At 71.9% G+C, this 15,138-nt stretch carries 13 protein-coding genes; 6 read left to right on the forward strand and 7 right to left on the reverse strand.

Annotation, left to right across the window (positions count from 1 at the left end):
- Nucleotides 1-291: 291 nt before the first annotated feature.
- Both ACQPWU_RS18670 and ACQPWU_RS18675 read right to left on the reverse strand, forming a co-directional pair.
- Nucleotides 292-579, reverse strand: coding sequence for an Lrp/AsnC family transcriptional regulator (locus ACQPWU_RS18670; RefSeq protein ID WP_344985341.1), 288 nt, complete (start codon nucleotides 577-579; stop codon nucleotides 292-294).
- Between the two features lie 17 nt (nucleotides 580-596).
- Entirely contained in the window at nucleotides 597-2,321 is a 1,725-nt protein-coding gene (locus ACQPWU_RS18675) for a DEDD exonuclease domain-containing protein (RefSeq protein WP_433441672.1), read from the reverse strand.
- A 75-nt stretch (nucleotides 2,322-2,396) separates the two neighbouring features.
- Between ACQPWU_RS18675 and ACQPWU_RS18680 the strand changes: the two genes are divergently transcribed.
- The 3 genes from ACQPWU_RS18680 to ACQPWU_RS18690 all read left to right on the forward strand — a co-directional run bounded on the left by ACQPWU_RS18680 (nucleotide 2,397) and on the right by ACQPWU_RS18690 (nucleotide 6,979).
- Nucleotides 2,397-3,905, forward strand: a complete 1,509-nt coding sequence (locus ACQPWU_RS18680) for a serine/threonine-protein kinase (RefSeq protein WP_433441674.1) — start codon at nucleotides 2,397-2,399, stop codon at nucleotides 3,903-3,905.
- Entirely contained in the window at nucleotides 3,895-5,331 is a 1,437-nt protein-coding gene (locus ACQPWU_RS18685) for a serine/threonine-protein kinase (RefSeq protein WP_433441676.1), read from the forward strand. Before ACQPWU_RS18680 ends, ACQPWU_RS18685 begins: the two co-directional genes overlap by 11 nt.
- A 100-nt stretch (nucleotides 5,332-5,431) precedes the next feature.
- On the forward strand, nucleotides 5,432-6,979 hold the full coding sequence (locus ACQPWU_RS18690) for a hypothetical protein (RefSeq protein WP_433441678.1): 1,548 nt from the start codon (nucleotides 5,432-5,434) through the stop codon (nucleotides 6,977-6,979).
- Here ACQPWU_RS18690 and ACQPWU_RS18695 read toward each other — a convergent pair.
- From ACQPWU_RS18695 to ACQPWU_RS18710, 4 genes are all read right to left on the reverse strand, one after another.
- The gene (locus ACQPWU_RS18695) at nucleotides 6,976-7,500 is read right to left on the reverse strand and encodes an FtsX-like permease family protein (RefSeq protein WP_433441680.1); all 525 of its coding nucleotides are present in this window, start codon (nucleotides 7,498-7,500) and stop codon (nucleotides 6,976-6,978) included. The two genes, ACQPWU_RS18690 and ACQPWU_RS18695, sit on opposite strands and share 4 nt — an antisense overlap.
- 153 nt (nucleotides 7,501-7,653) lie before the next feature.
- Complete coding sequence (locus ACQPWU_RS18700; RefSeq protein WP_433441682.1) at nucleotides 7,654-9,567, reverse strand: PH domain-containing protein; 1,914 nt, start codon at nucleotides 9,565-9,567, stop codon at nucleotides 7,654-7,656.
- A gap of 257 nt (nucleotides 9,568-9,824) precedes the next feature.
- Nucleotides 9,825-10,325, reverse strand: coding sequence for a PH domain-containing protein (locus ACQPWU_RS18705; RefSeq protein ID WP_433441684.1), 501 nt, complete (start codon nucleotides 10,323-10,325; stop codon nucleotides 9,825-9,827).
- Nucleotides 10,322-10,549, reverse strand: a complete 228-nt coding sequence (locus tag ACQPWU_RS18710; protein ID WP_433441686.1) for a hypothetical protein — start codon at nucleotides 10,547-10,549, stop codon at nucleotides 10,322-10,324. Before ACQPWU_RS18710 ends, ACQPWU_RS18705 begins: the two co-directional genes overlap by 4 nt.
- Before the next feature lie 112 nt (nucleotides 10,550-10,661).
- Between ACQPWU_RS18710 and ACQPWU_RS18715 the strand changes: the two genes are divergently transcribed.
- Together ACQPWU_RS18715 and ACQPWU_RS18720 are read left to right on the forward strand one after the other, a co-directional pair.
- On the forward strand, nucleotides 10,662-11,891 hold the full coding sequence (locus ACQPWU_RS18715) for a sensor histidine kinase (RefSeq protein ID WP_433441688.1): 1,230 nt from the start codon (nucleotides 10,662-10,664) through the stop codon (nucleotides 11,889-11,891).
- Nucleotides 11,888-12,535, forward strand: a complete 648-nt coding sequence (locus tag ACQPWU_RS18720) for a response regulator (RefSeq protein WP_433441690.1) — start codon at nucleotides 11,888-11,890, stop codon at nucleotides 12,533-12,535. The genes ACQPWU_RS18715 and ACQPWU_RS18720 overlap by 4 nt, the downstream gene beginning before the upstream one ends.
- On the opposite strand, the gene ACQPWU_RS18725 is transcribed toward ACQPWU_RS18720, so the two are convergent.
- Nucleotides 12,536-13,597 (reverse strand): phosphotransferase family protein, encoded by a 1,062-nt coding sequence (locus ACQPWU_RS18725; protein ID WP_433441692.1) that lies wholly within the window; start codon nucleotides 13,595-13,597, stop codon nucleotides 12,536-12,538.
- A gap of 144 nt (nucleotides 13,598-13,741) precedes the next feature.
- Between ACQPWU_RS18725 and ACQPWU_RS18730 the strand changes: the two genes are divergently transcribed.
- Nucleotides 13,742-15,064 (forward strand): NYN domain-containing protein, encoded by a 1,323-nt coding sequence (locus tag ACQPWU_RS18730; protein WP_433441694.1) that lies wholly within the window; start codon nucleotides 13,742-13,744, stop codon nucleotides 15,062-15,064.
- Nucleotides 15,065-15,138: the final 74 nt, after the last annotated feature.

Consider the following 15,138-nt stretch of genomic DNA (forward strand, 5'->3'; position numbering starts at 1 on the left):
CGCACGCGCCGTAGAACGTCGCCGTCTGTCAAGGCCGGTCGTGAAGGCTCACGGGTTGCTCGCCGTGACGGAGCACATTCTGGGCCAAGGCCGTGGTACGCGCTCACCGCGGCCGGGCGGGACGGGCTGGCTGGGCTCCCGTCGGCGGTGCCGGGTCGGCATGAGGCATGGTGTGGCCGCATCCCATGCGTTCCCGTCCTCGGGATGACGGCAGCTCGCGCGCCCGGTGAACCCAAGGACGCGGCGCCTGGACGGCAGCCCGCGCGCCCGGGGAGCGGGCGCGGGAACCGGTCAGTCGGCCTCGGGGAAGCCGATGGAGAAGGCGGCGTCCAGGTCGTGCTTGGAGTACGCGCGGAACGCGATGTGCGTCTCCGTGTGCAGCACCCCGGCCACCTTGTTGATCCGCCCGGGCACCACCTCGGCGATCTCCTCATAGGCGGCCACCCGCACCATCGCCAGCAGGTCGTAGTCGCCGGTGATGGAGTAGACCTCGCTGACCCCTTCGATCTCGGCGATCGTCTGGGCGACCTCCGGGATCCGGTCTACCTCTGCATTGATGTGGACGATAGCCGTGACCATGGATCAACTCTATCGTTTCACCTCAGAGGTCGCCCCTCCCGGCTCCGCCGCTGGTCGAGATGCCGGTATGCCAGGTCGATGCGGGCCTTGTGGCGGGCGGCGCCCCAGGCGGGCACGCTCCACTCGCCGTCCACCTCCACCAGCCGCACCCCGGGCGACTCCAGCCAGCGCAGGATGCACTCGGTCTCCTCGGCGCTGGCGCCGTGGATCGGGCCGGGGCCAGGGATGACGGCCTCGGCCGTGGCCGTAAGGGAAGCCACGAAAGGGGTCGGATGGGTGCCTTTCGGCATGACCCCGGCCGCCGCGAGCCGCCCGTACCGGATGACGTGGATGTCCCAGCCGCCGTCGAAGGCCGGGCTGGCGGCCACTAACTGCGGGATGCGCGTGATGGAGCTCAGGCGCTGCATGCGGGCCGCCGTGCGGACGAAGGACGCCAGCCGGTCGCGGTCGACCGACGCCTCCTCGTAGCGCTGCTCCACCGACAGCCGCTCCATGCGGGCCGACACGGCGGTGAAGACGAGCGAGGCGTCGAGCGTCATGGCCCGGCGCGCGCTCTCGACGTGGAGCGCGTACTCCTCCTGGCTCTCCTTGCCCGCGCAGGGCGCGCCGCAGCGGCCCATCTCGTGGAGCACGCAGGCCGCCCGCCGGGTGCGCAGCGCGATGGGCTGGGTGCACTGCCGCAGCGGGACCGCCTCGTGCAGGGCGATGCGGGCGTCGTCGGCGAGGCGGCCGCTGGTGAACGGGCCGAGGTAGGTGGCCCCGTCGTCCTTGAGCTCGCGGACGATGGACAGGCGCGGGAACGCCTCGGTGGTGAGCTTGAGCCAGAGCACCTTCTCGGGAAAGCGGGAGCGGCGGTTGTAGCGGGGCTTGGCGCCGCCGATCAGGCGCAGCTCCCTGACCTCCGCCTCCAGGGCGGTCGAGCAGACGATGTGGCGCACCCGCTCGGCGATGCCGATCATCTCGCGGATGCGCGGGCGGGTCTCGCCGGCCGTGAAGTAGGAGCGCACGCGGTTGCGCAGGTTGGTGCTCTTGCCGATGTAGAGCACCTCGCCACGCTCGTCCTCGAAGAAGTAGACCCCCGGGGCGTGCGGGACGGACTCGGCCAGGTGGCGCTTGCGCTGCTGCTCGGGCGTGGGGGCGCGGACGAACGACTTGAGCTCTTCGAGCGTGTGCACCTGGAACGCCCCGGCCCGCTCGATCAGCCCGTGGAGCACGTCGACGGTGGCCCTGGCGTCCTGCAGGGCGCGGTGGCACGGCTCGGTGGGGCTGCGGAAGAACCTGGCCAGCGTCGCCAGCTTGGCGTTGGGGACCTCGTCGCGGGTCAGCACCCGGCGGGCCAGGTCGACGGTGTCGACGACCGGATTGGCGGGCGGAGGATAGCCCTGGGCGGCGCAGGCGGCCTTGATGAAGCGGGTGTCGAAGCCGGCGTTGTGGGCCACCAGCGTGGCCCCGCTGATGAACTCGAGAAAGCTCGGCAGCACCGCCTCGATCCGCGGCGCGGCCACGACCATGGCGTCGGTGATGCCGGTCAGCACGGAGATGAACGGCGGGATCGGCCCACCGGGATCGACCAGCGTGGAGAACTCGCCGAGCACCTCGCCCGCCCGCACCTTGACCGCGCCGATCTCGGTGATGGCGTCGTCAGACGGGGCGCCGCCGGTCGTCTCGAGGTCGAACACGACGAACGTGACGTCACTCAGCGGAGTGCCGAGCTCGTCGAGAGTGCCTTGAACCGCATCCACGAATCAAGACCATAGAGAGAAGGACCGACAGGAACGAATAACCATCCCTCTTGATCCTTAGTTACCCTTCCCTGTATGTCCGCGGGAAGACTTGCCGGCCGCTATGCCCTGCTGCGCCCCCTCGGCGCAGGCGGCATGGGAACGGTGTGGCTGGCCAGGGATGAGATGCTTGACCGCGAGGTCGCGGTCAAGGAGCTCACGCTGGCCGAAGGCATGTCGCCCAAAGAGCGCTCCGACTCGGTGAAGCGGGCGGTGCGCGAGGCGCAGGCCACCGCGCGGCTGCGGCATCCCGGCATCGTGGCGCTGCACGACGTGGTCGTCGAGCACGAGCGCCCCTGGCTGGTCATGGAGCTGCTGCGGGGCCGCACGCTCGGCGAGACGGTGCGCGAGTTCGGACCCATGCCGGCTGATTATGCCGCGCGCGTCGGCGCCGACGTGCTGGAGGCGTTGATGGTGGCCCACGCGCAGGGGATGCAGCACCGCGACGTCAAACCGGGCAACGTGTTCCTGACCGAGAGCGGCCGGGTGGTCCTGACCGACTTCGGCATCGCCCGGCAGGAGGGCCAGGCCACGCTCACCGAGCAGGGCCTGATGATCGGCTCGCCGGGGTTCATCGCGCCCGAGCGGCTCGAGGGCGAACCTGGCGGCCCGGCCAGCGACCTGTGGTCGCTCGGCGCCACGCTGTACGTCGCGCTGACGGGCGCGCCAGCCTACGAGGGGTCGGCGGCCCAGCGGGTGCGGGCGACGCTGACGGAGCCCGTACCGGCCGCTCCAGGGCCCTTGGGGCCGCTGCTGTCCGCCATGATGGCGCACCACCCGGCCGCCCGCCCCGACGCGCGCGTGGTCGTGGACGCGCTCCGGCAGGTGGCCGCGGGCAGGCAGGCGCCGCCGCTGCCGGTCAACCACGACGCGACCGCGCCCACCAAGGTCAGCCGGCGTGGCGGCAGGGCCGCGCTCTGGATCGCCGCGGCGGCGGCGCTGGTCCTGGCCGCGGGCGGCACGACCGCCTTCCTCGTCCTGCGGGACGGGGCGAACGCGGCGCCGACCGCGTTCACCGTGCCCATGGACGTGTGCACGCTGCTCAGCAGGCAGGACGTGGGCAGGCTCCTGCGTACGCAGAGCCCGCCGAAGGGCCAGCCGGGCTCCGACGAGGAGGGCCCCAAGTGTGACTGGCCGGTCCACTACACCGGCGTGGGCGTGCAGGTGCAGAAGGACTCCGACACCGTCGACCCGTGGTCGATGACCACGGCCTCGGCGCACACGCTCTTCGAGAGCCAGAAACGCACCTGGGGCAGGTACGACACCGTCGACTGGACCTGGCCCGAGATCGGCGTGCCGGCCTCGCAGCGGGCCACGCGCACCCCGGTCCACCAGGTCACCGGCGTCGGCGAGGAGGCGTTCGGCTTCGAGCTGAAGGGCCCCACGGGCCGCGTCCACTCCGCGCAGGTCTACTACCGCCTGGCCAACCTGGTGGTCGTCGTCGAATACTCCACGCTCACCGAGAAGCCGACCGACGAGGACATCAAGCAGACGGCGCTGAACGCGGCGCAGGCGACCGTGCAGGCGTTGCGCAATGCTGGATGACCTCTACCTGCTGGCCGGCCGCTACCGCCTGATCGAGCGGCTCGGGCAGGGCGGCGCGGGCACGGTGTGGCGGGCCATCGACGAGATCCTCGACCGCCAGGTCGCGGTCAAGCAGGTACGCGTGCCCGAGGGGCTGACCCCGCCCCAGCGGGCCGAGTTCGCCGGCATCGCGATCCACGAGGCCAGGTCGGCGGGCCGGCTGCGCGACCCGGCGATCGTGCTCGTGCACGACGTCGTCCTCGAGGGGGACCAGCCGTGGATCATCATGGACCTGGTCACCGGCCGCTCGCTGGACAAGGTGATCAAGGAGCAGGGCCCGCTGCCGCCGGGCTATGTCGCCGCGGTCGGGCTGCGCGTGCTGTCGGCGCTGGAGGTGGCGCACGCCCACGGGATGCTCCACCAGGACGTCAAGCCGGCCAACATCCTGCTCGACGCCGACGGTTCGGCCATGCTCACCGACTTCGGCATCGCGACGCAGATGGGAGGGCAGGGCGACAGGTTCGGCTTCGCGGGCTCGCCCGGCTACATGGCCCCCGAGCGGCTCAACGAGCAGCCCTCCGGCCCGGCGTCCGACCTGTGGTCGCTCGGCGCCAGCCTCTACACCGCGGTGGAGGGGCGCGCGCCGTTCGAACGGGAGCTGTCCGCGGCGGTGACGGCGGCGGTGCTGCTGCACGAGCCGCCTTTCCCGATGAGGGCGGGCCGTGAGTTCGGCGGCCTGCTCATGGCCATGCTCTTGAAGAACCCGGCGGCCCGTCCCACGGCGGAGCAGATCCGCCAGGCGCTGAGCGCCCTGGCCGGGCCCGCCCCGGTTCCCCGCCGCCGGTGGTGGCTGGTGCCCGCGGTCCTCGCCGCGGCCGTGGCGCTCGGCGCGGGCGGCTGGTACGCCGTGGGCGCGCTCGACAGCGGGCCCGAGACGGGCAGGTTCGCCAAGGCGCCCGATCCCTGCACGCTGCTCAGTGACGCCCAGGCCGCCCAGATCGTGAAGGGCAAGCCCGAACGCACGCTCACCAGGCCGGGCGAGTGCCAGTGGCTCGTCCGCGAGGGCACGGAGCCCAGTCGCCGCCTCATCGTGCGCGCCTGGGCGGAGCAGCCCGACGGCGACCTCGCCGGCCCTCAGGTGGCGCAGCGCCGCTTCGCCAGCGAGAAGGCCAGCCGCGCCGCGGCGAAGGGCACGGTGCTGCGCACCTCCCGTGGCTCGGTCGGCGACGTCAAGGACGTCGGGGAGACGGCGATCATCCAGAACAGCTTCAAGGCCGCCCTGAACTCCAACGCCGAGGGCTTCTCCGACAGCACAGTGCTCTTCCGCACGAGCAACCTGCTCGGCGAGGTGGTCTGGCATCGGGACCACGTGCCTGCCACGGCCCCGGCGGACAAGGAACCGGCCCTCGCCGCCGCCCGCCTGGTCTCGTCGGCCCTGTCCAAGTGAGCCTGTCGAAGTGAGCCGATCGAGACGAGAACTGCAAGCACCCTGCAAGGGGTGTGACTAGCATATTTCACCGCAAGTCAGGGCAACCCCAGGAGTTCCAGTGAATCCCGGTAGCGAGTGGGAGCCGCCCACCAACCCCTACCAGGTGCAGGGCAGGCAGTTCGGGCCGCCGGCCCAGCCCCCGTTCCACCCCCCGACACTGCCCCCGACACTGCCGCCGATGCCGCCCCCGCCGCGGCGGCCCGCCTGGCTGCTGCCCACGATTGCCGCCGCCCTCGTCGTGGTGGTCGCGGCGGGAGGGGTGGGCGCGTACTTACTGGTCGGCAAGGTCTCCGGCACCTCCAAGCCGCCCGCGGCCAGGAGCGAGGCGCCGTCGCAGAGCGCTCCCGCCGCGGCGGTGGGCCCCGACGTGTGCGCCATGCTGCCCAAGGAGGAGGCCGAACGGCTCGTGCCCGACGCGACCGTCTCCAAGACGTCCAAGGACAGCGATTACACGGTCAACTTCACCTGCAACTGGGTGAACCAGCGCATCTCGTTCGGCGAGTACTGGCGCAGCAGGGAGATCGACGTACGGGTCGAGCAGCACAAGGGCGACGGCGCCAAGACGGGCCGGGCCATGGCGCAGAACTCGTACGAGATCGAATACGAAGGCGGCAAGTACGGCGAGACCGCCAAGCCCTCGCTCGACCCCGACGAGAAGGAGTACATCTCCCCGGTCAAGGACATCCCGGGCGTCGGCGAGGGCGCGTTCGCGCAGTACACCTGGCGCCGGAGCGGCAAGATGCTGTGGTACTCCTTCGGCGAGGCCCACGCCCGGGTCGGCGACATGACGATCAAGGTCAAGTTCCAGGCCGGGCAGCAGCGCAAGGACGCGCAGATCCTGTCCAACGACTCCACGCAGTCGATCAACGAGGGCAACGCGATCCGCGAGGTGAGCGGGCTGGTCGGGCAGTTCGCCAAGGGTGTGACGGCCTGGCAGGCGCAGCACCCCGGCGTGCTGGCCCAGCCGGAGCCGTCGCGGGCCACGACCTCGCCGAGCGCGCGCCCGACGCCCTCACCGACCGTGCTGGCGGCGTTCCCGGGCGACTGCGGCGCCGTGACCGAGGCGGCCACGCGGCTGGTGCCGCAGCCCACCACCCGGGCGCGCGGCTCCGAGGTCGGCGACGACGCCCAGACCGAGTGCCGCTGGCTCAACCTCGACCTGCCCGGCGACGGCGAGGGAGTCAAGAAGATCCGCAGCGTACTGATCACGGTGCACCGGTTCACCAACCGGGCGGGCGCGGCCGACGAGACCGCCGCCAAGGGCTACTACGCCAGCGAGTACGGCGGCGACAAGGTCACGGAGGGCTCGTCGATCGGCGGCATCTCCTGGGGCAAGCTGGCCGACGTCAAGGGACTGGGCGACCAGGCGTACCAGCAGTTCATCCAGAACCGCCACAGCGAGGTCTCCGCGTCAACCGGCACGGTGCTCATGCGCAAGGGCGCGGTAGTCGTCAGGATCGACTTCTCCGGCCACCAGCGGCCCGAGGACGAGCCGCAGAACTCGCCCAAGGTGCAGCTCATGCCCCAGAAGGAGGCGATGGACGGGGTGCTCCCCCTGGCCAGGGCGTACATGGCTCAGCTCACCAAGCAGCCCGTGGGCAGCTAGGCGGGGGCGTCGCGCAGGCGTTCCACGCGGATGCCGCGCAGCAGCGCCTCCGACACCAGCACGGCGGCCAGCAGGCTGACCAGCAGGGCGGCGCCGACGACGGCCGCGACGGGCAGGGCCGCGACCTCGTGCGGCAGCGGCGGGGTGACCGGGGGCTCGGCGAACTGCGGGATCCGCCCCAGAGCCGCCCTGGCCGCCACGAGCCCTGCCAGCAGGCCCGCCAGGGTGCCCGCGGCGACCGTGATCACCTGCTCCAGCAGGAGCGCGACCCGCAGCGCGGCCACGCGGGCGCCCGACGCCTCCAGCGCGGCCAGCTCGTACGTCCGCCTCCTGACCGCCGTGAAGAGCGCGAGCACGGTACGCCCGAGCGCCAGCGCGGCGGCGGCCAGCGCGGACACCAGCAGCAACAGCGCGAGACCCGGCCCCTGTCCTGCGAAGGAGGCGGCCAGGCGGGCGCGGCAGGCGAGCGCCGGTCCAGGCACCACCCGCGGATCATCCTCCTCGCCGGTGATCCGCGTCAACGGTTAATGGAGTTGCAACCCGGTTGCAAGTGGCCCAAATACCGTTATGTCCTGCAAGACCTGAGCCGCGGGATCGGGTTTGTCCAGTACAGGGGCATGGGCAAACCGGGGGGATCACGCGGCTCATTGCTTTTCCGGTTCAGGACCGGCTTCTCACACACCGTGACCGGCTTTCAGTGGTCCGAGACCGGCTTCCGGGACCGGCTTCTCGCGGGTCAGGAACGGCTCGAGCAGGCCGGGGACCGCTCGCGCCGCCAGTTCCAGGCCGTCGGCGCGGCCCACGTCCACCACGTCGTAGCGGCCCTTGCCCGCGGCGGTGATGGCGGAGACGGTGAGCAGGCCCGAGCGGCGCTGGAAGAACGACTCGTTGATCGTCCAGCCCGAGATGCCCTTGCGGCCGAGGGCGATCGTGTGCCGCACCACCGCGCCTTGCCTGGTGACGAGATGGCGGCCACTCAGCGCGTGCCCGAGACTCTTGGCGCCCTCCACGGCCACCCACATCCCGAACACCAGCGCCACCGCCGGGACCGCCCAGACGGAGGCCCGCACCCAGGGCCACGGGATCAGCCAGGACACCGTCCCGGCGGCCGCGGTCAGCACGGCGGCTGTCACCAACGCCCGCACGACCCGCCTCCGCCTTGCCGCCTTCGGATGCGCGACCAGCGCTCCCGCGCCTGGCCCCTTCGCACCTGGCTCGCAGGCGCTCGTGCTTGAACCCCGCTCCGTCGCGTTCGGCTCGCCGGCGCTCGTGCTCGAACACCGCCCGGTCGCGTCCGGCTCGCGGGCGCCCGTGTCAGGGCCGCTCCTGATCGTGCTCGTGTCAGGGCCGCTCCTGATCGCGTTTTCGGCGTCTGGGACGGACACGCCCGCCGTCGGCCGGTGCACTTCGGTTCGCGCGTCGTGTCCGCGCCCGTCTGCGCGGTGGCCCGTCGCGGGTGGGCCCTGGGCGGAAGCGCGCGCGGTCGGCCAGGACGCGTCCGCCGCCGCACCGGCCTGCTCGGCGTGCCGAGGCGCGGCCGAGGCCGGGTCGATTGCGGCCTCCTCCGCGGCGTGCCCGGAGACGGTCGCGTCCGTAAAAGGCAATTCTGCGGCGATCGTGGCCGACGCCGGAGTGCCGGCGATCTCGGCGGCGAGATGCCAGGCCAGGGCGCGGGGGAGCGGCGGGGTGAGGGCGGCGGCGTCCTCGGTCTCGTGCTCGTCCGCCTTGCCCAGCCCGGTGGCGATGGTCTTGACGCGGGCCCCGCCGCCCAGCCGGAGCAGCAGCGGTTCGCTGATCTCCACGCCGCGCAACCTGCGCTCCTCCAGGGTCAGAGAACGGGTGGTCAGCAGTCCGCGGCGGAGCCGGAGCCGGCCGGGCTCGCGTTCCAGCCGGTAGCGGCCCCACGACTCGGCGAACAGCAGGACGGCGCCGAGGACTCCGGCGGCCACGTTCACCGCGAGGAGCAGCGGGACGGCCACCAGCGGCCGCGCCGTCACCCAGTCCCACAGGCCGGTCGCCGCCCGGGTGGTGACGCTCTCGACCCCGAACGAGTCGAGCGCCTTGTAGAGGGCCCCGAGCACCAGCGGGGCCCCGGTGAACGTCCACACCGACAGCGGCGCGTACTTGATCCACGACCAGTGCAGCTCCACCAGCGGCCCGCCATCGGCAGCGGGCTCCTCGCCCTGGTGCAGCAGGGTACGGCGCAGGGACTCCGCCTCGTGCCTGGTCAGCGGGTCGAGCACGAGTTCGGTTCCCTCGGCCGAGTGCTCGCCCGTGCCCACCTTGACGACGGTCAGGCCGAAGACGCGGAGCGCCGGATCGGCCCTCAGGTTCACGCTGCGCACCCGGTCGAGGGGGATAGAGCGGTGCTGGCGGACGGTGACGCCCGAGCGCAGTTCGAGGCGTTCGGGGGTGAGCCGCCAGCGGGTGGTGCGGAGCCTGACCACGTCGTACGCCACCACGGCCGCCACGACCAGCACCGCGGCGGCCGCGCAGACCGCCACGACGCCGCCGGGCGGCCAGTCGTTGCCCACCAGGAAGCGCACCAGCGCGGCCACCACGCCCGCCACGATCGCCAGCGACTTCACCCCGGAGGCCCACCGGCTCCGCCCGGCCAGCCGCCGCCACCCCCCACCCCCAACGACCGCTCCGCCTCCGACGGGTGCTCCACCCTCAACGGGTGCTCTGCCTTCGATGGGTGCTCCGCCGTCAATGGGCGGCCGGGCTTCCGACGAGGACGGCCCGTCCGTGCCGCGCCATCCGTCCGAGGACGGCGGGCCCGCGTCCTGCCATCCCCCGGAGGCGGATCCGTCTCCACTGCGCCGTTCCGATGCGCGAAAGCCGTTCACGTAGCGTCCCCCGGCGTCGCCTGTGTGATGGCGGTCAGGCGTTCGGCCAGGTCGGCCGCCACCTCGTGGTCCAGCGCCTCGATCTTGATCGCCCCCGCCGAGGAAGCGGTGGTCACCGTGATGTCGGCCAGTCCGAACAGTCGCTGCACCGGCCCCCGCGCGGTGTCGACCCGTTGGATCCGCGACATCGGCGCCACCCGCCAGGTGTGGGTCAGCCACCCCTTGCGCGTGTAGACCGCCTGGTCGGTGACCTCCCACCGCTCCACCCGGTAGTAGGCGCGCGGCGCCACGAGAGCCAGCACCACGCAGCCCGCGGCGAAGACCCCCACGCACGCGCCCAGCCAGACCGGCCGCGAGGTGAAGATCCAGTACGCCGCCACCGCGGCGATGGCCACCGGCACCATGAGGATCAGCCACTGCACCGTCCACCAGGCGACCGCCCGCGGGTCGGCCTGGTTACGGGGCGGGCGCAGCTCCACCTGAGCGATCCCGGTCATTCCCCGCCCTCCGCCTTCTTCGCGGAGTCGGTCACGGCCAGCAGGACCAACCCGAGCACCCCGATCACGATGGCCGCGAACACCTCATACCCCTCCAGGAACGGCAGCCGGTTGACCACGAGCAGGCCGTGCGCCCACCGCCACCATCCGAACAGGGTGTTCAGCAGGCCGCCCACACCCTGCAGGAGCAGCAGCCAGCCGAGCACCGTCAGCATCGCCTTCATGGGGTCCAAGCGTCGCCGCGGGGGAGCGGGGCCCGCGTCGGCCGTAGGTCTCGGCCGGCATCGACTTTGGTCGCTGTCGCCGTACCCTTGGCAGGGCCTAACCTCGATGAGCGTGACGGAACTGCGGGGGGACGGCGGTCACGCCCACGAATACCGGTGGGCGCTGCCGTCGGTGCTGCTCGGCGACGGGCGCGCGGGCCGCAGGGTGCGCCGCTCGACCCGCGACTGGATCGTCGACATCCTCATGTTCCTGCTCGCGTGCGGCGTCACGCTCCTGTCCCTGCCGGAGCTCCAGGACGAGCCCGAGCCGCTGCTGGCCCTCGAGCAGGTGGTGGGGGCGCTGTCGTGCGCGGCGGTGTGGCTGCGGCGCAGGTGGCCGGTGGGGCTGGCGCTGGTGACGACCCTGCTCTCGTCCTATCTGGAGCTGTCGGGTGGGGCCTCGCTCGTGGGACTGTTCACCGTGGCGGTGCACCGGCCGTTCAAGGTCTCCGGGCCGATACTGCTGCTCTCACTCGTCGCCCTCGCCCCGTACGTCATGCTGCGGCCCCAGGACGGTCTGGACCGGCCATGGGCGGCGGCGCTCGGCGTGACGATCGCGCTGACCGTGTTCGCGTGGGCCGTCGTGATCAGGGCCAGGCGGCAGCTCGTCTGGTCGCTCAGGCAGCGCGCCGACAGCGCCGCGGAGGAGGCCAAGCGGCTCGAGCGCGAGCGCATCGCCAGGGAGATGCACGACGTGCTCGCGCACCGCATCTCCATGCTGAGCCTGCACGCGGGGGCGCTGGAGTTCCGGCCGGACGCGCCCGCCGAAGAGATCGCCAGGGCCGCCGGGGCGATCAGGACCAACGCCCACCTGGCATTACAGGACCTGCGCGAGGTGATCGGCGTGCTGCGCCACGCGCACCCGGACGGCGACGACCCGGTGCCCGACCGGCCGCAGCCCACGCTCGCCGACCTGCCCACGCTGGTCGGGGAGTGCCGCCACGCGGGCATGGATGTACGGCTCGACCTGCAGGCCGACGGCGACGCACCGGAAGGGCTCGGCCGCAACGTCTACCGCATCGTCCAGGAGGCGCTGACCAACGCGCGCAAGCACGCGGGCGGGGTGCCCGTGAAGGTGGCGGTCTCGGGAGCGCCCGGCGAGGGGCTGTCCGCGGAGGTGCGCAATCCTCTGTGGGCACGCCACGGGCTGCGCCTTCCGGGCGCGGGGGCCGGGCTCATCGGGCTGACGGAGCGGGCCGAGCTGGCGGGAGGGCGGCTGGAGCACGGCGCGACCCCGGACGGTGAGTTCGTGGTGCGCGCGTGGCTGCCGTGGCCGGTGGAGACGACTCGGGAGGATGCATGATCAGGCTGCTGATCGTCGACGACGACGCGATGGTGCGGGCGGGGCTGTCGATGATCCTGGGCGGCGTCGACGACATCGAGATCGTGGCCGAGGCCGGCGACGGCTCCGAGGTGCCGCCGCTGGTGGCCGAGCATCGGCCCGACATCGTGCTGATGGACATCCGCATGCCCGGCGTCGATGGGCTGACCGCCACCGAGGCGCTGCGCCGCACGTCCTCGCCGCCCGAGGTGGTGGTGCTGACCACGTTCCACGCCGACGCGCAGGTGCTGCGGGCGCTGCGGGCCGGTGCCGCAGGGTTCCTGCTGAAGGACATCGCGCCCGGCGACCTGGTGCAGGCCATCAGGAAGGTGGCCGCGGGCGAGCCGATCCTCTCGCCCGCGGTGACGCGCCAGCTCATCACGCACGTGTCCGACGGCGGGGCGGGGGAGCGCACCGAACGGGCCAGGAAGCTGCTCGGCCGGCTCAGCGAGCGGGAGCGGGAGGTGGCGCAGGCCGTGGGGCGGGGCAAGTCGAACGCAGAGATCGCACGCGAGCTCTACATGAGCGTGCCCACGGTCAAGGCGCACGTCTCGCGAATCCTCACCAAGCTCGGCCTCAACAACCGGGTCCAGGTCGCGCTGCTGGTCTACGACGCCGGTACGTAGTCACCTGGCCAGCAGCTCCTCGATCGTGGCTCGGTGCAGCACCAGGTCGTCGGGGTCGTCCGGCGCCGGCTGCTCGCCGAAGTGGATCCGGCGCTGCCACACCCTGGCCATGACGATGCCGTGCCGGAGGGCGGCGTACATCTCGTAGAAATCCATGTCGCGAGGCTCGTACCCCGTTAATTCCCAATATTTTCGGCAAACGTCGTCGTGGCGCATGAAGTCGGGCATGCCGGGAAACCCTGCGGCGACCGTGAGGTCCTGGAAGAAGCGGTGCAGGAAGATCATCCAGGACAGGTCCAGCTCACGCGGTCCCACGGCGGCCATCTCCCAGTCGAGCACGGCGACCGGTGTGAAGTCCCTGAACATCATGTTCCCGATCCTGGCGTCGCCCCAGCACAGAACGCCCGGCCCGGGCTTGTCCGGCCAGTGCGGCTCCAGCCACCGGAAGGCCCGCTCCAGCAGCGGGATCCGCCGCTCGCCGTGCGCCCACTCATAGTAGTCGCGCTGTGCCTCCACGTGCGCACGCAGCCCGGACTGCCCGAGCGGGGCCAGCTCCTCGGTCGTGAACCGGGTCTGGTGCAGCGCCGCCAGGACCGCCACGCAGGCGTCCTGCACCCTGCGCTGGTCCGCCGGCGCCGCGTCCAGCAGCCAGCTCCCGAACGTGTACGGCATCACGTCCGGCGGCACCTCGCCGTCCTCGCGCTCCATGACGAGGAACGGCGTGCCGAGATGATCGGGATCCGGTTCGAACCAGAGGGGCCTGGGCGCTGGAATCCCAGCTTTTTCCCTGGCCAGACCCATGATTCCGAACTGTGTCCGCAGGTCATACGTGGGGAACACCGGAACGGCTTCCACCGCAGGTGCGAGCCTGGCTACGCAGCGCGTTCTTCCGTCACTCCAGGCGGCGGTGAAGAACAGCGTCTCGCTCGACATACCGTTCTCAGACGGCCTGGACACTTCGGACACCGAAGCGCTCTCGCCGACTCTGCCCCGCAGCCAGACGGCCAGGCGTTCGCGCAGCTCTTTCAGGTCGCGGGTGGAGGTACGGATCTCTTCTGTCACGGTCGGCCTCCCGGGTGAGCGCCTGCTCCGGCTCAGTCGTATACCCCCAACCAAGCGCTCGTCCATACATAGGTGACCGTTACGGTCAGGTACGCGGCAGCCGTACCCTTGTCTGAAAGGGCATGTCACGAAGGGACAAGTGGGATGAGTTCAGCGGGTGAAGGCCTGTCTCGCCCGCTTCCCGAGCAGGTGCGGCTAAATGTCGTGGATCTGGCGTCTCAGGTCCTCGGGACGATGCCTGCTGTCTCCATACCTCCGCCGTTGCGCGGGATCGCCAAATTCGACCCTCGTAAGCGCGCCAAGCTCGGCAGCGCTCCCATCGCGGCGCAGCTAGAGAACGACAAGAAGTTCCGCGAGCTGGTGGCCGAGTCCGTGGCCGCCGGCTGGCCTGAGCTGGTCGCCTCGCTGGCCGAGGGAAACGTGCCGCCCGCCGCCGACCCCGTGCTCGTGGCGGCGGCCGCATACCTCACCCGGCCGCCCGGCTGGGCCGAGATGATCGAGGTCGCCCGCACCGACCTGGAGCAGTCGGCGGTGGCGGCCGAGGGGTCGGAGCGCGAGGAGGTGGTCGCCCGGCTGCGTGAGCAGCTCGCCGCGCAGAAAAGCGCCGCCAAGGAGGAGGCCGACCGGCTGCGCGAGCAGATCAGGGCGGCCCGGGCGGAGAACTCCGACCTGCGGCGCAAGCTCCACGACGCCCGCGAGCGGGCCAAGGGCGCGGTCCGTCACGCCGAGGAGATGGAGCATGCTGCGGAGGAGGCCAGGTCGGCCGCCTCCGCCTCCTCCGCCGCGGGCGATTCCGAGCTGCGGCGGCTGCGCGAACGCCTGGCCGACGTGGAGAAACAGCTGGAGGCCTCGCGGCGGGCCGCCCGTGAGGGCAGGAGCATCGAGGACTCCCGCATCAGGGTGCTGCTGGACGCGCTGCAGGACGCCTCCGCCGGGTTGCGCAGGGAGCTGGCCCTGCCCACGACGATCACCCGGCCCGCCGACTCGGTCGCCGCGATCACCGGCGAGCGGCCCGGTGTGCGCGGCGTTCCCGCACGCGCTCTCGCCGACGACGACCCGCAGCTCCTCGACCAGCTCCTGGCCCTGCCGCAGGTCCATCTGATCATCGACGGTTACAACGTGACCAAGACCGGCTACGGCACGCTCACCCTGGCCGACCAGCGCAACCGGCTGATGACCGGACTCGGCGGGCTGGTGGCGCAGACCAGGGTCGAAGTGACCGTGGTGTTCGACGGGGCCGAGCTCAACGCCCCCGTGCAGGTGGTGGCGCCGCGGGGGGTACGGGTGCTGTTCAGCGACCCTGGGGAGATCGCCGACGACCTGATCCGCCAGCTCGTCCGCGCCGAGCCGCCCGGCCGGGCCATCGCCGTGGTGTCGTCGGACCGCGAGGTGGCCGAATCCGTCAGGCGGATGGGAGCCAGACCCGTTCAGTCTGGACTGCTGCTGCGCAGGCTGGGCCGGGCTTAGATTACGGACCGGCTGGGACGGCCCTCCATCACGATTTGTACGTTTAGGTGAGACCTCACCCGCCACTTCTGTAC

The sequence above is a fragment of the Nonomuraea sp. CA-141351 genome, from assembly GCF_050944675.1.
Lineage (GTDB): Bacteria > Actinomycetota > Actinomycetes > Streptosporangiales > Streptosporangiaceae > Nonomuraea.

Excerpts from the sequence above, each read along its gene's own strand:
- ACQPWU_RS18710 (WP_433441686.1), bottom strand. The coding sequence starts at position 10,549 with ATGAAGGCGATGCTGACGGTGCTCGGCTGGCTGCTGCTCCTGCAGGGT.
- ACQPWU_RS18680 (WP_433441674.1), top strand. The coding sequence starts at position 2,397 with ATGTCCGCGGGAAGACTTGCCGGCCGCTATGCCCTGCTGCGCCCCCTC.
- ACQPWU_RS18730 (WP_433441694.1), top strand. The coding sequence starts at position 13,742 with ATGAGTTCAGCGGGTGAAGGCCTGTCTCGCCCGCTTCCCGAGCAGGTG.
- ACQPWU_RS18685 (WP_433441676.1), top strand. The coding sequence starts at position 3,895 with ATGCTGGATGACCTCTACCTGCTGGCCGGCCGCTACCGCCTGATCGAG.
- ACQPWU_RS18720 (WP_433441690.1), top strand. The coding sequence starts at position 11,888 with ATGATCAGGCTGCTGATCGTCGACGACGACGCGATGGTGCGGGCGGGG.
- ACQPWU_RS18670 (WP_344985341.1), bottom strand. The coding sequence starts at position 579 with ATGGTCACGGCTATCGTCCACATCAATGCAGAGGTAGACCGGATCCCG.
- ACQPWU_RS18705 (WP_433441684.1), bottom strand. The coding sequence starts at position 10,325 with ATGACCGGGATCGCTCAGGTGGAGCTGCGCCCGCCCCGTAACCAGGCC.